Annotated in this window: 14 protein-coding genes; 9 read left to right on the top strand and 5 right to left on the bottom strand. The window is 71.9% G+C overall.

Annotation, left to right across the window (positions count from 1 at the left end; translation table 11 throughout):
- The first annotated feature begins 119 nt into the window (after positions 1-119).
- From ABZ857_RS02885 to ABZ857_RS02865, 5 genes are all read left to right on the top strand, one after another.
- Positions 120-2879: a nitrate- and nitrite sensing domain-containing protein gene (locus tag ABZ857_RS02885; RefSeq protein ID WP_357036489.1), complete on the top strand. Its 2760-nt coding sequence runs from the start codon at positions 120-122 to the stop codon at positions 2877-2879.
- A complete protein-coding gene (locus ABZ857_RS02880; RefSeq protein ID WP_030507694.1) occupies positions 2876-3283 on the top strand; it encodes a roadblock/LC7 domain-containing protein in 408 nt (135 codons plus the stop codon). Before ABZ857_RS02885 ends, ABZ857_RS02880 begins: the two co-directional genes overlap by 4 nt.
- 13 nt (positions 3284-3296) lie before the next feature.
- Positions 3297-3662, top strand: a complete 366-nt coding sequence (locus ABZ857_RS02875; protein WP_142561856.1) for a DUF742 domain-containing protein — start codon at positions 3297-3299, stop codon at positions 3660-3662.
- The gene (locus ABZ857_RS02870) at positions 3643-4218 is read left to right on the top strand and encodes an ATP/GTP-binding protein (RefSeq protein WP_357036484.1); all 576 of its coding nucleotides are present in this window, start codon (positions 3643-3645) and stop codon (positions 4216-4218) included. Before ABZ857_RS02875 ends, ABZ857_RS02870 begins: the two co-directional genes overlap by 20 nt.
- Positions 4219-4304: 86 nt before the next feature.
- Positions 4305-5330 (top strand): pyridoxal-phosphate dependent enzyme, encoded by a 1026-nt coding sequence (locus ABZ857_RS02865; RefSeq protein WP_357036481.1) that lies wholly within the window; start codon positions 4305-4307, stop codon positions 5328-5330.
- Between the two features lie 84 nt (positions 5331-5414).
- On the opposite strand, the gene ABZ857_RS02860 is transcribed toward ABZ857_RS02865, so the two are convergent.
- Complete coding sequence (locus tag ABZ857_RS02860; RefSeq protein ID WP_357036478.1) at positions 5415-7112, bottom strand: cellulose binding domain-containing protein; 1698 nt, start codon at positions 7110-7112, stop codon at positions 5415-5417.
- Between the two features lie 580 nt (positions 7113-7692).
- On the opposite strand from ABZ857_RS02860, the gene ABZ857_RS02855 reads away from it, so the two are divergent.
- Positions 7693-8064 carry a hypothetical protein gene (locus ABZ857_RS02855; RefSeq protein WP_357036475.1) on the top strand — a complete coding sequence of 124 codons (372 nt, stop codon included), beginning with the start codon at positions 7693-7695 and terminating at the stop codon, positions 8062-8064.
- An 85-nt stretch (positions 8065-8149) separates the two neighbouring features.
- Here ABZ857_RS02855 and ABZ857_RS02850 read toward each other — a convergent pair whose 3' ends face one another.
- The 3 genes from ABZ857_RS02850 to xylA all read right to left on the bottom strand — a co-directional run bounded on the left by ABZ857_RS02850 (position 8150) and on the right by xylA (position 11473).
- A complete protein-coding gene (locus ABZ857_RS02850) occupies positions 8150-8803 on the bottom strand; it encodes a DUF998 domain-containing protein (protein WP_357036472.1) in 654 nt (217 codons plus the stop codon).
- 125 nt (positions 8804-8928) lie between these two features.
- Positions 8929-10299, bottom strand: a complete 1371-nt coding sequence (gene xylB, locus ABZ857_RS02845; protein WP_357036469.1) for a xylulokinase — start codon at positions 10297-10299, stop codon at positions 8929-8931.
- Positions 10300-10327: 28 nt separating this feature from the next.
- Positions 10328-11473 carry a xylose isomerase gene (gene xylA / locus ABZ857_RS02840; protein ID WP_357036466.1) on the bottom strand — a complete coding sequence of 382 codons (1146 nt, stop codon included), beginning with the start codon at positions 11471-11473 and terminating at the stop codon, positions 10328-10330.
- A gap of 234 nt (positions 11474-11707) precedes the next feature.
- Here xylA and ABZ857_RS02835 point away from each other — a divergent pair, with 234 nt between their 5' ends.
- On the top strand, positions 11708-13024 hold the full coding sequence (locus ABZ857_RS02835; RefSeq protein ID WP_357036463.1) for an ROK family transcriptional regulator: 1317 nt from the start codon (positions 11708-11710) through the stop codon (positions 13022-13024).
- A gap of 168 nt (positions 13025-13192) precedes the next feature.
- Complete coding sequence (locus ABZ857_RS02830) at positions 13193-13606, top strand: hypothetical protein (protein ID WP_357036460.1); 414 nt, start codon at positions 13193-13195, stop codon at positions 13604-13606.
- A 133-nt stretch (positions 13607-13739) separates the two neighbouring features.
- Here ABZ857_RS02830 and ABZ857_RS02825 read toward each other — a convergent pair whose 3' ends face one another.
- The gene (locus ABZ857_RS02825; RefSeq protein WP_357036457.1) at positions 13740-13952 is read right to left on the bottom strand and encodes a hypothetical protein; all 213 of its coding nucleotides are present in this window, start codon (positions 13950-13952) and stop codon (positions 13740-13742) included.
- A gap of 197 nt (positions 13953-14149) precedes the next feature.
- Between ABZ857_RS02825 and ABZ857_RS02820 the strand changes: the two genes are divergently transcribed.
- Positions 14150-14653 carry a VOC family protein gene (locus tag ABZ857_RS02820; protein WP_357036454.1) on the top strand — a complete coding sequence of 168 codons (504 nt, stop codon included), beginning with the start codon at positions 14150-14152 and terminating at the stop codon, positions 14651-14653.
- The last annotated feature ends 92 nt before the right edge of the window (positions 14654-14745 follow it).

Below are 14745 nucleotides of genomic sequence, written 5' to 3'. Positions count from 1 at the left end.
CCCCATAAATGCGGCGCGAGCCTCCAGCAATGCAGGAGTGGGCTATGGGTTCGAGAAACCGGTCGATTCGGTTCAAGATCTTCTTGTTGCTGCTCCTACCACTGCTCATGTTGAGCGCTATGTGGGGATTTGCCCTAAAGCTCACGGTTGGCGACGGCCTCGTCCTCCTGCGTTCCAAGACGCTGTACGACACCATCGGAGTGACCTCCACCGACCTGGGCACCCAGATCCAGGCCGAACGCGCGCTGACCGCCGGCGTCGTGAGCAGCGGCCAGACGACGTCCGCCGCGCTCACCGCCCAGCAGGCCAGGACCACCGCCGCCGCGGACAAGTTCAAGAAGTCCGCCGAGGACGAGGCGACCCGTGACGCGATGAGCGACGAGCTCGTGGCGCCCCTGGAGTCCCTGCTGTCCTCCATCGAACGCCTGCCCACGATCCGGGAGGGCGTCTCGCTCGGCAGGTCCGACAGGCTGACCGCGATCAACGCGTACAACGCGATCATGGATGACCTGTTCGCGCTGTACGAGCGTCTCGTCTCGGTCCCCGACCTGGCCACCTTCCAGCAGGCCAGCGCCATGCAGGGGATGGGCAACGCGCACGAGATGATCACTCGTGAGGACGCGCTCGTACGCGGCGCGCTCGCCAGCGGCACGATGACGGCCGCCGAGCAGAACGCCTTCAGCGAGTGGGTCGCGACCCGGCGGTTCCTCTACGCCAAGAACCGGCCTGTCCTCAGCGGGGAGATGCGGGCGCCGTACGAGAAGGTGCTCACCTCGCCGCTGTTCGACCGGTTCACCGCCCTGGAGAACCAGGTCGTCGACCAGGTGCGCTCCGGCGGGCCGCTCCCCGCGGACGCCGAGAGGTGGTCGTCGACCGTCGACCAGCTGATCATCCAGCTCGACTCGGCCCGGCTGAAGGCGTCGGACGCGCTGAGCGTCTCCGCCACCTCGGTCGCCACCGGGATCATGCTCCGCATCCTGGTCGCCGGCGGCCTGGGTCTCGTGGTGATCATCGCCACGATCATCTTCTCCGTCCGGTTCGGCCGCCGTCTCGCCCGCGACCTCGCCGGTCTGCGCGACGCCGCGCTCGAACTCGCCGACGTACGGCTGCCGCAGGTCGTCGAGAAGCTGCGGCGGGGCGAGGACGTGGACGTGGAGGCCGAGGCGCCCGCGATCAAGGCGAGCGGGTCCAACGAGGTCGAGGACGTCGCGCACGCGTTCAGCTCCGTGCAGCGCACGGCCGTGGAGGCCGCCGTCGGCCAGGCCGCCCTCCGCCGCGGTGTCAGCCAGGTCTTCCTCAACCTGGCCCGCCGCAAGCAGACCCTGCTGCACCGCCAGCTCACGCTGCTCGACACGATGCAGCGCCGCGCCGAAGACCCGGAGAGCCTGGAGGACCTGTTCCGGCTCGACCACCTGACCACCCGCATGCGCCGCCACGCGGAGAGCCTGATCATCCTGTCCGGCTCCGCGCCCGGACGGTCGTGGCGCAAGCCGGTGCCGCTCGTCGACGTGGTCCGCGCGGCGATCTCCGAGGTCGAGGACTACACCCGCGTCTCGATGGCCCCGATGCCGGACGCCGCCGTCGCCGGCGCGACGGTGGCCGACGTGGTGCACCTGATCGCCGAGCTCGTGGAGAACGCCACGATCTTCTCGCCCCCGCAGACGAAGGTGGCGGTGCGCGGGGAGATCGTCGCCAACGGGCTCGCCGTGGAGATCGAGGACCGCGGTCTCGGCCTGGCGCCCCAGGAGTACGACGAGATCAACGCGCGGCTGGCCGACCCGCCGGAGTTCGACCTGGCGGACAGCGACCGGCTCGGGCTCTTCGTCGTCGGCCAGCTCGCCGCCCGGCACGAGATCGGAGTGGTCCTGCGGGGCTCGCCGTACGGCGGGACGACCGCGATCGTGCTCATCCCGCGGGCCCTGGTGGTGGAGCAAGGCTCGCCCGCGGCGCTCGCGGGCCCGGCCTCCCGCGGCGCCCACGCCAAGCCCGCGCTGGCCGCCGGCGGCAACGACACCGACATCTCGCTCAGCGACACGCTCCAGGCCGACCTCGGCCTGGGCGGCCTGGGCGGCCGGGGCCCCGCCGACGATCCCCGGGAGGTCCGCACGATCGCCGGGGAAGTCGCCAGGGACGTTCCCGCGGAGGTTCCCGGCGGCGTTCCCAGCGGCGTTCCCAGCGGTGTTCTCGGCGGTGTTCCCAGCGGTGTTCCCAGCGGTGTTCCCAGCGGCGTTCCCGGGGAGGTTCCCGGAGAGACGGACGACCGGGAGGAGCGCGCGGGCGCGTCCGAGCCGTCCCCGTTCTTCACGCCGGCCGCCCAGCGGACCGAGGCCGTGCCCCCCGCCGCGCGCGACGACCTCTCCTCGCGGCCCGTCGGCTCCGGCTCCGGCTCCGGCTTCGAGAGCCCGCGCCCGGCCGCCGTGTCCTCCGCTTCGCCCTCGCTCGCGCCCTCCGTTTCGCCCTCCGTTTCGCCGCCCTCCGAGCCGGCGGCCGCTCCGGCGGGGGTGGCGGCGAACGGCCTGGCGCGGCGGACGAGCACACAGCGGGGCAGGGGCGCCGTCAGCAACGGGACCCACGCCGGCCTGCCGCGCAGGGTTCGCCAGGCCAACATCGCCCCGCAGCTTCGCGCCCAGCCCGAGCAGACCCAGACTCAGGCTCAGCAGACTCAGGCTCAGCAGGCCCGATCCCCGCAGACGCAGTCCCCGCAGAGGCCGCCGCTGTCCGCCCCGATCGTGGAGGAGCGGTCGCCCGAGGAGGCCAGGGCGATGTTCAGCGCCTTCCAGCGCGGCTCGCTGCGGGGCCGGGAGGACTCCGATCAGCCGGGTGGGGCCGCACCCGGCGACCACGTACACAACACGCACGGCGAAAAGGGTGACGAATGACCGGCAAAGCGACGTCGACCGGCGAACTGAACTGGCTGCTCGACGATCTCATCAGCAGGGTCGCCGCCGTCCGCCAGGCGGTGATCCTCTCCACCGACGGTCTCGTCGTCGGAGCCTCCCAGGGGCTGAGCCGGGAGGACGCGGAGCACCTGTCCGCGGTCGCGGCCGGGTTCCAGAGCCTGGCGCGGGGCGCGGGGCGGCACTTCGGCGGGGGCGAGGTCAGGCAGACCATCGTGGAGATGGAGGCCGCGTTCCTGTTCGTCACGGCCGCCGGTCAGGGCACCTGCCTCGCCGTCCTGGCCGCCTCCGACGCCGACGTCGGGCACATCGCGTACGAGATGGCGATGCTGGTCAAGCGGGTGGGCCAGCACATCTCCACCAACCCGCGGCGGATCTCCCCATGAGATGGGCGGCCACATGACGGGACCCCAGTGGATGGACGAGGAGGCCGGGCCGTTGGTCCGGCCCTACGCACTGACGGGGGGCCGGGCGCGGCACTCCGGGGCCAAGCTCGACCTGATCACCATGGTGACCACCACGGGCTCACCGAGGGACGTCCCCGGCATTGGCCCCGAGCAGCGGCGGATCCTCGAGATCGCGCGCCGCGGCGCGTCGGTGGCGGACATCGCGTCCGACATCGACCTGCCGCTGGGCGTGGTCCGCGTCCTGATCGGGGATCTGCACGACCTCGGGCTCGTCGACGTACGAGCTCCGGGCAAGGTGGCGCCGCTGCCAAGCGAGCGCATTCTCAAGGAAGTGATCAATGGCCTTCGCGCCCTCTGAGGAGCCGGTCGCCCTCAAGATATTGGTGGCCGGCGGCTTCGGCGTCGGTAAGACCACGCTGGTCGGCGCGATCAGCGAGATTCGCCCCCTGCGCACCGAGGAGGTGCTGTCCGATCGCGGCGTCGACGTCGATGACACCGACGGCGTGGAAGGCAAGACGACCACGACGGTGGCCATGGACTTCGGCCGAATCACCATCAGGGAAGGGCTCGTGGTCTACCTGTTCGGCACCCCCGGGCAGGAGCGCTTCTGGTTCATGTGGGACGAACTCAGCTACGGAGCGCTGGGGGCGGTCGTGCTCGCCGACACCCGCAGGCTGACCGACTGTTTTCCGTCGATCGACTACTTCGAGCAGCGGGGCACGCCGTTCATCGTCGCGGTCAACTGCTTCGACGGCGCCGACCGGCACGAGCCCGAGGACGTGCGGATCGCCCTCGACCTCGACCCGGACGTCCCCGTCCTGCTCTGCGACGTACGGCGCCGCGCCTCGGCCAAGGTCGTGCTCGTCACGCTCGTGGAGCACGCGCTCAAGATGCTGACGGCCGCCCAGCGCTGACCCGCCCGGCGGACCGGGGGCCCGGCGCGGCCCCGACCCGGTCCGCCGACGATCGACGACCGACGCGAAGGGGACGGGGTGCGTAGATGATCAGCGGATGGGCGGCCGAGGCCGTCGCGCGCCTGGACCGGGAGCGCGAAGACGCGGGCACGACGCCGCTTCGCGAGTTTCCGCTGCCCGGGGCGTGGGGGGTGCGGCTGCGGCTGAAGGACGAGTCGGCGCAGCCCACCGGTGGTCTCAAGCACCGGCTGGCCCGCGCCCTGTTCGCCCAGGCGATCGCCTCCGGGCGGATCACCGAGGGGACGACCGTGGTCGACGCCACCGGTGGTCCCATGGCCGTCGCCGAGGCCTACTTCGCCCGGCTGCTCGGCCTGCCGTACGTCGCGGTGATGCCGAAGAAGTCCTCCGGAGCCGGTGTCGAGCGGCTGGGCGGGACGTGCCGGTACGTCGACCCCCCGCTCGCCGTCTACGAGGAGGCCGCGCGCCTGTCCGAGGAGATCGGCGGCCACTACCTCGACCACTACCGCTCCGCCGCCGAGGTCGACTGGCGTGGCGCGAGCCTGGCCGACGAGCTGTTCGGGCAGCTCGGCGAGTGTCCCCGCTGGATCGTGGTCGGGGCGGGCACCGGCGCGACGTCCGCCGCGATCGGCCGGCGACTGCGGGCCCACGACCTGCCGGGCAGGCTGGCCGTGGCCGATCCGGAGAACTCGGCCTACTTCCCCGGCTGGGCCACCGGCGCCCCCGACTACGCCACGGGCATGCCCAGTCGCATCGAGGGCGTCGGCAGGCCGCGGATGGAGCCCGCCTTCGACTCCGCGCTCGTCGACCTGGTCGTTCCCGTGCCCGACGCCGCGAGCGTGGCCGCCGCCCGGCACGTACGGCAGGTGACCGGGCTCGCGGTCGGCCCGGCCACGGGGACGAACCTGTGGGCCGCCCTCGAACTCATCACCCGGATGCGCGACCGGGGCGAGCGGGGCGAGGTGGTCAGCGTGATCGGCGACGCGGGCGACCGCCATCTCGCGACCTGCCACGACGACGCCTGGGCGGCGGGCAGGGGCCTCGACTGGCAGCCGTACGCCGAGCGCCTGCGTGACCTGCTCGGCCCGTCCTGACCCCGCTCCGCACCCCCGCGCCCCTGGGGCCGCACCGCTTGGGGATGCGACCCCTGTCCCTTCGCCGGTCGGGCTTCGGGTGGTTCAGGCCACCGTGCAGGGGACGCCGTTGAGGGTGAAGGCGGTGGGTTTGGCGGTGTTGCCGGTGTGGGTGGCCTGGAAGCCGATGTCGACGGTGGCCCCGGGGGCCAGCGTGGCGTTGTAGCTGACGTTGCGGGCGCTCACCTGGCCGCTGGAGGGCGTGTAGGTGGCGTTCCAGCCCGAGGTGATGGACTGGCCGGAGGGCAGGGTGAAGGCCAGCGTCCACCCGTTGATCGTCGAGGTGCCGGTGTTGGTGATGCTGATGCCGGCGGTGAAGCCGTCGCTCCAGGAGTTCATCGTGTAGGTGACCCGGGGCCCCGTCCCGGTGCCGCCGCTGGGCGACGGTGTGGGCGACGGGCTGGGCGACACGACGGGCGATGGACTGGGCGACTGGCCGCCGCTCAGGCTGGTCACGAAGGTCGTCATGCTGCGAGCGGGAAGCGTGACGGTGAGGGAGCCGTTCGACATGCTGGTCGCCGCCTGGGGCGCGACGTTCCTGCTCGCGTCGGTCACCCAGGAGGAGACACCGGCCGAGGCGGCGTTCGCCACGGTGAACTGCTGGCTCACCGCGGAGGTCCCCTTGTTGAGGGCGACGATGACGACGGTGTTACCACCCCGGTAGGCCGAGACGTAGACGTTCGACGCGGGGTTCGCCGTCGCGTCGATCCGTACGTATCCGGGGCGGACGAACCTGGCGAACTGCGCCATGATGGCGCCGCGCTTGCTGATCTGGCCGTCCTCGCGCATGGGGCCGTAGCTGCGCCGGATGTACCACCAGACGTACGCCTGGAACTCGGCGTCCACCATGGCCCGGTGCATGTGCTCGCCCACGTCGAGCGCCTGGGGCCAGGTGTCCGCCGAGTCGGTGCTGTTGGGGTAGTAGACCTCGGTCATCCAGAGTTCCTTGCCCGCGCCCTTCTGCTGGAAGAGGGGGTAGGGGAAGTTCGCGTACGGCGTGCCGTAGAGGTGCGCCCCGATGATGTCCACGTTGGCGAGCGCCGTGGAGTCGTTGAGGATCGGGTCCGACATGCTCTTGACGTACTGGAAGGACTCGGGCGCGATGACCCTGGTGCCGATCGAGCCGGCGTTCTCCCGCAGGAACCGGACGATTTCGGCGGAGGTCCACCACGTCCAGTCCTGCGCGTAATCGGGCTCGTTCTGCACGGATATGGCGTACAGGTTCACCCCGTTGTTCCGCATGTAGGTGGTGAAGTCGTTCAGGTGCTGGGCGTAGGCGGCGTACGAGCTGTACTTGAGGCGTTTCGCGTTGGTCTGGCTGCCGCGGGTGAAGGTCTCGGTCATGCCGGCGGGGGGATTCCACGGCGACGCGAAGACGGTCGCTCCGAGCTCGACCGCCCGCTTCGCCGTCGCCAGGTCACGGCTCCAGTCCGACTGGTTCTCGCCGACCGGGATCCGCAGCACGGAGAACCCCAGCTTGCCGTCGCCGTTGCCGAACGCGGTGTCCCGCTGTGCGGCCGTCAGGTCGCCGGCCCAGGCCGCGTGGGTCATGCCGCCGAAGCCCCGGATCGTCTGCCGCTGCGCCGACGGGTTGATGGTCGCGGTGGCCGCCGCGGCCTCTGCGGCCCCCAGCACCGACGTCGTGGCCGTGATGACCGGCAGGGCCCCCATGGTCGCCAGGACGGATCTCCGGCTGAACAATCTCCGCTCGCCGCTCGCCGGCTTGTTCTGGTCGTGCGTCATGTCTCCTCCTCTTGGCCCGTGGTGCCGATCCGCGCCCTGTCGGTCCCGTCGGCCCGGCCGGCGCCGGTCTCCGGCGTCGCCACGGGAAGGGGCCTCGATCGTGTTATCGCTAACATCTCCCGGCGTGATCGACTCTCGTGATTGTTTGCGCTAACACATCCCCCTATGGACCGGCACACGAGTGCGACGGGGATGCGGACCGCTCAGGTGGTCGCGCGGGGGGTGATACTCCAGCGGAGTGTGGTTGCGCCCTCTACAAGGGTCAAGGCCGACGCGGGCCCGCGAGCAGGCGAACTGTACGGATGTCTCGCCGAACCGTGAAAATTTCAGGTCGGGAATCCGCGGAGCGCCCGGCAGGATCGGTCCTCACCACGGTCCGCGGCACGCACGACGAGAAGGGCGGCTGCGCCTTCTCGGTCGATCTCGTCTCCCCCGGGCGCTCGAGCCCGCCGCGGGCCACGCTGACCGCATCTTGCCGGCAATGGGGGCTACCCAGTACGACGGATCGACGGGAGCTGTTCATTCCTCCTGACCCGCCACCATGAACCGATCCGAACCCTCGACCAGAGTTTGGAGAGCAATGGAGCACGAGCCGGTGAGATCGGCGCGGCGCCTGATCCTGTGGTCCGCGGCCCTGAGCGTCCTCGCCTCCTTTCTCTTCCTTGTCGTGCCGGTTTTCGCGTCGGAGAACCCGGGCGGCACCAGTGTGAAGCGCGCGATCGACGTCATCGGCCCCCGCGCGTTCCTCGTCCTCATCCCGCCGGGGATCGCCCTGCTGACATTGCTGGCCTTTCAGATCGGCGGAACGTCGCGCAGGGCGGTGTCTCTCATCGGAGCGATCCTGCTGGGGGCATGCTGCCTCCTGGCCCTGCCCTCGGTGGGATTGTTCTTCCTGCCGTCCGCGGCATGCATGCTCGTCGCCTTCGGACGGTTGCCGGTCACCGATCGATGACGCCGCACGCCGGGCCGTGCGGCGCCCCCGCGCCCGCACCCGCCCCCGTCCGACCGGCGGTGAGCATGGCTCAGGTGAACATGACTCAGCGGTGGACCAGGAAGTCGCGCGCGGCGCGCCGGCCGCCGATCCGCTCCCTGATCGACGGCCCCCACGCGAGCTGCGCGAGCCGTACGGCGAGCACCCCGAGGACGGCCACCTCGGCGGTCAGGAGCAGCCGTTCCACCAGGCCGATCATGACGCCGTGTCCGGGCAGCGCGACGTACGTGATGACCGCGAGGCCGAGACCGGAGGCGAGGGTCAGCCACTCCAGCGGCCGGACGGTGGCCTTCCACCGCTCGTCCTGTCCCAGGCGGCCCACCAGCTGGATGGCGGCGGCGGGCACGCTCACGAAGGCCACCACCGACAGGACACCGTGGAGGTCCCCCTGCCAGGTCGCACCCGACGGGACCACGGCCGCGCCGATGAGCGAGACGCTCCACAGACCGATCAGGCGGGCGGGCCAGCCGTCCACCGGCGCGTCGAGCGCGCGCATCCCGGCCAGCAGCGCGAGCGAGGCCAGGCCGAGGAGGGCCATGGCCGTCTCGATGGCGCCGCCCCCGTCGCGGGCGGCGTACTCGCTGATCGTCATCGAGACGGGGTCCAGGGAGGGATCCCCGCCCACCTGCGCCGCCACCACGGTGACGACCGCGAGCAGGATGCCACCGCCGGCGAGCAGGGGACAGAACCTCTTGACCATATGGTGAGGATCCCGCGAACGGCCCGTTCCTAACATCCGGGACAACGCGTAGATCCCCCCGAGAAAGAGTCAGGGTCGTCTCAGGGTGGGGTCCCCGGGGTCACCGGGGCCCCCACCCCAGGACGTCACTCCTGCGCGGCCTCGTGGTAGCGCTCGCGCAGGCCGGGGGTGGGATCGGCCTCGTAGCGCTCGGCGGCGCCCGTGTCCCACACCGGCGGTTCCTGCTCCCCGGACAGCAGCCAGGCGGCCTGCCTGGCCGCGCCGTCCGCGACGTACTCGCCGGGGGTGGGCACGAGCACCGGACGCCCGAAGACGGTCGGCGCGATGCGGCGCACCGCCTCCGAGCGCGCGCCGCCGCCGATGAGCAGCACCCGCTGCGGCTCGACACCGAGGGCGTCCAGCGCGTCGGCGAGGCCGCAGAGCATGCCCTCGACCGCCGCTCTGGCCAGGTGCTCGGGCGTGGACGTCGCCAGCCTGAGACCGTGCAGCGACCCCGTCGCGTCGGGACGGTTCGGGGTGCGCTCCCCCTCCAGGTACGGCACGAGCACGAGCCCGTCCGCGCCCGCTGGCGCCCGCAGGGCGAGGTCGCTCAGCCCCTGGGGGCCGACCCCGAGCATCCGGGCGGCGGCGTCCAGCACCCGTGCCGCGTTGAGGGTGCAGACCAGCGGGAGATAGCGGCCGGTGGCGTCGGCGAACCCGGCGACCGCCCCGGACGGGTCCGCGGACGGCGACTCGGAGACGGCGAACGCCGTACCCGAGGTGCCGATGGACACCACCACGTCGCCGGGCCGCATGCCGACGCCGAGCGACGCCGCCATGTTGTCGCCGGTGCCGGGGGCGAGCAGCGCGCCGCCCTGCTCCGCCGTTCCCGCCTGCTCGGCGGGGCCGAGGACGCGGGGCAGGTCCGGCACACCGCCCATGGCCAGTTCGAGCAGGTCCGTCCGGTAGTCGCCGGTGGCGGGCGACCAGTAACCGGTGCCGGAGGCGTCGCCCCGGTCGGTCGTGATCACGCCGGACCGGCCCGCGAGCCGCCAGGTGAGCCAGTCGTGCGGCAGGCAGACCGACCGCGTACGGCGGGCGTTGTCCGGCTCGTTGCGGGCGAGCCACCGGAGCTTGGTCACCGTGAAGGAGGCCACCGGGACGCTGCCGACGGCCTCGGCCCACGCCTTCGGGCCGCCCAGCTCGGCGACCAGGTCGGCCGCCGCCCCGGCCGAGCGGGTGTCGTTCCACAGCAGGGCGGGCCGGACCACCTCGCCGTCCTCGTCGAGGCAGACCATGCCGTGCTGCTGGGCCGCCACGCTCACCGCCGCGACGTCCGCCAGCCCTCCCGCCTGCTCGATCGCGCTCTGCAGCGCGGTCCACCAGTGCTCGGGATGGACCTCGGTGCCGTCGGGGTGGGAGGCGCGGCCCTCGCGCACGAGGGCCCCGCTCTCCGCGTCCCGGATGACGACCTTGCAGCTCTGGGTCGACGAGTCGACCCCCGCGACCAGCGTCACAGTCGTCCCTCCACTCTCACCTGGTCGGTCAGCCGCGCACGCCGAGGAGGTGCTCCAGCGCGAGCTGGTTGAGCCGGGTGAAGTGGAAGCCGCGGGCGGCCACCTCGTCCACGTCGATCGACTCGGCGAGGATGTCCTCGTACGTCTCGCCCGGGGCGAGGGTCGGCTGGGCCAGCTCGTTGCACTTGCTGGCCTCCAGCGCCTCCTGCACCTCGGGGTCGGCGCGGTAGGCCTTCGACTTCTCCTTGAGGATGAGGTAGGTCCGCATGTTGGCCGCGGCCGAGTCCCAGACGTCCTCCTTGTCCTCGGTGCGCAGCGGCTTGTAGTCGAAGTGGCGCGGGCCGTCGTAGCCGCCGTTCTCCAGCAGGTCGACGAGGAAGAACGCGTTCTTCACGTCGCCGTGGCCGAAGATGAGGTCCTGGTCGAACCTCGGGCCGTGCTGGCCGTTGAGGTCGAGGTGGAACAGCTTGCCGTGCCACAGCGCCTGGGCGATGCCGTGGACGAAGTTCATCCCGGCCATCTGCTCGTGGCCGACCTCGGGGTTGAGGCCCACCATCTCGGGGTGCTCCAGCGAGTTGATGAAGGCCAGGGCGTGGCCGATCGTCGGCAGCAGGATGTCGCCGCGCGGCTCGTTCGGCTTGGGCTCGACGGCGAACCGGATGTCGTAGCCCTTGTCGATCACGTACTGGCACAGGAGGTCGAAGCCCTCCTTGTAGCGGTCGAGCGCGACCCGCACGTCCTTGGCGGCCTCGGACTCGGCGCCCTCACGGCCACCCCAGCACACGTACGTCTTCGCGCCCAGCTCGGCGGCGAGGTCGATGTTGCGCATGACCTTGCGCAGGGCGTAGCGCCGGACCTCACGGTCGTTGCTGGTGAACCCGCCGTCCTTGAAGATCGGGTGGGTGAACAGGTTGGTGGTGGCCATCGGCACCTTCATGCCGGTGTCGGCCAGCGCCTTCTTGAGGTTCTCGATCGCCTTGGCCCGGTCCGGCTCCACCGCGAGGAGGTCGTCGTCGTGGAAGGTCACACCGTACGCGCCGAGCTCGGCCAGGCGATGGACGCTCTCGACCGGGTCCAGCGGGGCCCGGGACGCGTCGCCGAACTGGTCGCGCGCCTGCCAGCCGACGGTCCACAGCCCGAACGTGAAACGGTCCTCGGGAGTGGGGGTGTACATGAGTCGCCTCCGAATTAGTCTACGTTGTGGACTAAATATCCGACGTGACGAGCCGCAGGGTCAAGAGGGTGTGTCCGTGTTCTCAACGCCGGCAGTGGAGGATGTGATGACGCAGGCCGTACGGCGGGGCGCGTTGGAGGGTGCGATGACGCAGGCCGTGCGGCATGACGTGGGACTCGCGTGGAGGGTGCCGCAGGCCGTCGGGAGTGAGGCGGGACTCACATGGAGGGTGCGATGACGCAGGCCGTGCGGCATGACGCGATGCGCGCCCGGAATCTGGCGCTCGTCCTCGGCGCGGTCGGTGCGCGAGGATCGGTGACGCGCGCCGCCCTCGCCGAGATGACCGGCCTGACCAAGACGACCGTGTCCAAGCTCGTCGGCGACCTCATCGAGGGCGGGCTCGTGGTGGAGACCGGGGCCGTGCGCGACGGCGAGCGCGGCAGGCCCGGGGTCGAGATCCGGATCAGCGGGCAGCGTGTCGCCGCTCTCGGGCTGGAGATCAACGTCGACTACCTCGCGGTGTGCGTGGTCGACCTCGCCCGGACGGTACGGCTGCGCCGTACACAGGCTGTGGACAACCAGGCCGCACCTCCTGTGGATGTGATCGCGCGACTTGGGGATTTGGCCTCCACGGTTGTGGACGAAGCTGTGGAGAAGGGCCTGCGGGTGGTCGGCGGCGTGCTGGCCGTACCCGGTCCTGTGGACATGGCCACCGGGGCCGTGCGCAACGCGCCGAACCTCGGCTGGCGTGACGTGCCGCTGGCGTCGCTCCTGCGGTTCCCCTTCCCCGTACGCGTGGAGAACGAGGCCAACCTGGCCGCGCTCGGCGAGCTGTGGTTCGGGTCAGGGCTGCCCGACTTCCTGCACGTGTCGGGAGAGATCGGCATCGGGGCGGGCCTCGTGGTCCGCGGCAGGCTCTTCCGGGGCGCGCACGGCTTCGCCGGGGAACTCGGGCACGTCGTCGTCTCCCCCGACGGCCCGCCCTGCCGCTGCGGCGGCCGGGGCTGCCTGGAACAGTACGCCGGCCAGGACGCCCTCCTGAGCGCCGCCCGCGCCGCCGCCCCGGTCCACCCCGCCCCCGGTACGCGCCCTGCCGGAGCGTCCGGGGACGTGCCGGCCGACGCGGCGCGCGAAAGGGTGGAGGCGACCTCCGACGTGCCGCTGGACGACGGCAACGGCGCCGGCGACGAGACCGAGATGCTCCTTCCCGCGCAGCAGGGCGTGTCGTGGATGCTCTCCCGGCTGCGGGAGGGCGACGAGAACGCGCGTGCCGCCTGCGAGCGGGCGGCCTGGGCGCTCGGCGTGGCCCTGTCGTCGGCGGTCAACCTCGTGGATCCCGACGCGATCGTCCTCGGCGGGATCTACGCGCCGCTCTTCCCCTGGATCGGCCACACGGTCGCCGACACGCTGAAGGTCCGCCTCGGTCAGATGCGCGGCGCCGTGCCGCCCGTGGTCGTGTCGCGGCTCGGCGCCGAGGCGGCCGCCCTCGGCGCGGCCGGCCAAGTGATCGAGCAGGTCATGGCCGACCCCGCCGCTCTCCTGCACACCTGAAAGGCCAACGCGGGCGCCCCGGGTGAGGCGCCAAGGAGCTGTAAGGACATGCGCCGATCTTGTCCAGCTCCGGTCACGGCCCTGCTCCCGGGGGGTATGAGACCGCCGTTCCACAGAACCGGACGGGCGACCTCACCGTCGGTCGCCAACAGGAAGGCGTGTACCGAGATGTCCCGTTATTGGACGCGGCCCCCCGGCGGCTCCGTGGTCCTCACGGCCCGGCGGCTGGCCCTGGCCGCGTTCCTGATCCCGGCGACGGGGATCTGCGCCGCGCAGTCGGCAACGGCGCGGGTCACCCCGCTGCCCGCGTGGGAGGGACTCGCGGCCTCCCGCGTCCCCGGGCCGGGCGGAGGCGGAGGCCAGGTGATCGAAGGAGGACGCGCGAGCGGCAGCCAGAGCAGGTCCGGCGCGGGCAGGCACAACCAGAGCCTCACCGGGACCATCGCCCCCACCTTCGTGATGGGACGGTCGCAGCAGCCGATCGCCGACACCCGCTCGCTCGACCTGCAGGCCGCCTTCTGCGGATCGCAGCCCACTACCTGCACCCTGGGACAGAACATGCCGATCCGCTGGAGGAGCTGACACCTCCGCCGTCCGCACCCCCTTTTCTGCGGGGACCGGCTCCGCTGCCACCAGGTGAGCCACGAGAGGTTCCACCGCGTGCGCCCCGAGAGGTTCCACCGCGTGCGCCCCGAGAGCTCAGGCGGTCAGCGGCTCACAGGCCCGAGGGGTCGCGGCCGAGGCTGATCTCCTCGGCGATGCGCCGCAGCTCGTCGGCGGCCAGCCGGGGCGTGCCGGGCAGGCCGGCGGCCAGCGCCGAGATCACCTGGTGGTATGGCGCGCCGGCATGACGGACCGCCACCTCGTGCACCGCCCGGAACAGGACCAGGTTGTCCTCGTGGTCCCGCGTCGCCCTGTCCACGATCATGACGACCCCCTCCGCCGGCCTCGTCGCCGGCACCGCTACCGGACCGCCCGCTTCCGGCGCCGTACGGAACGCCGGCGGGCGGCTGCGCCACCCCCTGGCGCTCTGCCCGCTGGCCACCGTACGACCTGCCACCGACAGTTTCCGGGAAACCCACCGAGGTACAATTACTTGAGAGTTCAAGTTTTCGGGAGGGCGTCATGCCGGTCCAGCGACTCAACCACGCCGTGCTGTACGTGCGGGACGTGTCCCGCAGCGTGGCCTTCTACCAGGAGGCCCTCGGCTTCCGCGTCGTGCAGGCGTTCCCCGGGGCGGCGTTCCTGCAGGCCGAGGGCTCCTCCAACGACCACGACCTCGGGCTGTTCCAGATCGGGGCGCAGGCGGGGCCGTCGTCCGCCGGGCGCGCGACGGTCGGCCTCTACCACCTCGCCTGGGAGGTCGACACGCTCGCCGAGCTGCACCGGATCGCGACCAGGCTGACGGAGATGAACGCCCTGGTCGGCGCGTCCGACCACTCCACCACCAAGGCCCTCTACGCGAAGGACCCGGACGGCCTGGAGTTCGAGGTCTCGTGGCTGGTGCCCGCGGATCTGCTGACGGACGAGATCCTGGACGGGCGGGCCCAGGTCAAGCCGCTCGACCTCGCGAAGGAACTGGAGCGGTACGGCGCGCAGACGCGCGGCGGGGTCGGCGTCAGCGTCTGATCCCACGGTCGCGGGCACCCGCCGGTGGCCCGGCGGTGGCCCGGCGGTGGCGGACCCCGCCCGCCCGAGGCCCGGCGATCGTGGACGGCCGC

It is taken from the genome of Microbispora sp. NPDC046933, from assembly GCF_040644635.1.
In the GTDB taxonomy this organism is placed as follows: domain Bacteria; phylum Actinomycetota; class Actinomycetes; order Streptosporangiales; family Streptosporangiaceae; genus Microbispora.
The sequence above is the reverse complement of the archived record's forward strand: the minus strand, read 5'-3'. Positions and strand labels throughout refer to the sequence as shown.

Bases quoted from the DNA above. Each gene is read 5' to 3' on its own strand.
- ABZ857_RS02885 (WP_357036489.1), top strand. From the start codon at position 120: ATGTGGGGATTTGCCCTAAAGCTCACGGTTGGCGACGGCCTCGTCCTC.
- ABZ857_RS02880 (WP_030507694.1), top strand. From the start codon at position 2,876: ATGACCGGCAAAGCGACGTCGACCGGCGAACTGAACTGGCTGCTCGAC.
- ABZ857_RS02875 (WP_142561856.1), top strand. From the start codon at position 3,297: ATGACGGGACCCCAGTGGATGGACGAGGAGGCCGGGCCGTTGGTCCGG.
- ABZ857_RS02870 (WP_357036484.1), top strand. From the start codon at position 3,643: ATGGCCTTCGCGCCCTCTGAGGAGCCGGTCGCCCTCAAGATATTGGTG.
- ABZ857_RS02865 (WP_357036481.1), top strand. From the start codon at position 4,305: ATGATCAGCGGATGGGCGGCCGAGGCCGTCGCGCGCCTGGACCGGGAG.
- ABZ857_RS02860 (WP_357036478.1), bottom strand. From the start codon at position 7,112: ATGACGCACGACCAGAACAAGCCGGCGAGCGGCGAGCGGAGATTGTTC.
- ABZ857_RS02855 (WP_357036475.1), top strand. From the start codon at position 7,693: ATGGAGCACGAGCCGGTGAGATCGGCGCGGCGCCTGATCCTGTGGTCC.
- ABZ857_RS02850 (WP_357036472.1), bottom strand. From the start codon at position 8,803: ATGGTCAAGAGGTTCTGTCCCCTGCTCGCCGGCGGTGGCATCCTGCTC.
- xylA (WP_357036466.1), bottom strand. From the start codon at position 11,473: ATGTACACCCCCACTCCCGAGGACCGTTTCACGTTCGGGCTGTGGACC.
- ABZ857_RS02835 (WP_357036463.1), top strand. From the start codon at position 11,708: ATGACGCAGGCCGTGCGGCATGACGCGATGCGCGCCCGGAATCTGGCG.
- ABZ857_RS02830 (WP_357036460.1), top strand. From the start codon at position 13,193: ATGTCCCGTTATTGGACGCGGCCCCCCGGCGGCTCCGTGGTCCTCACG.
- ABZ857_RS02825 (WP_357036457.1), bottom strand. From the start codon at position 13,952: ATGATCGTGGACAGGGCGACGCGGGACCACGAGGACAACCTGGTCCTG.
- ABZ857_RS02820 (WP_357036454.1), top strand. From the start codon at position 14,150: ATGCCGGTCCAGCGACTCAACCACGCCGTGCTGTACGTGCGGGACGTG.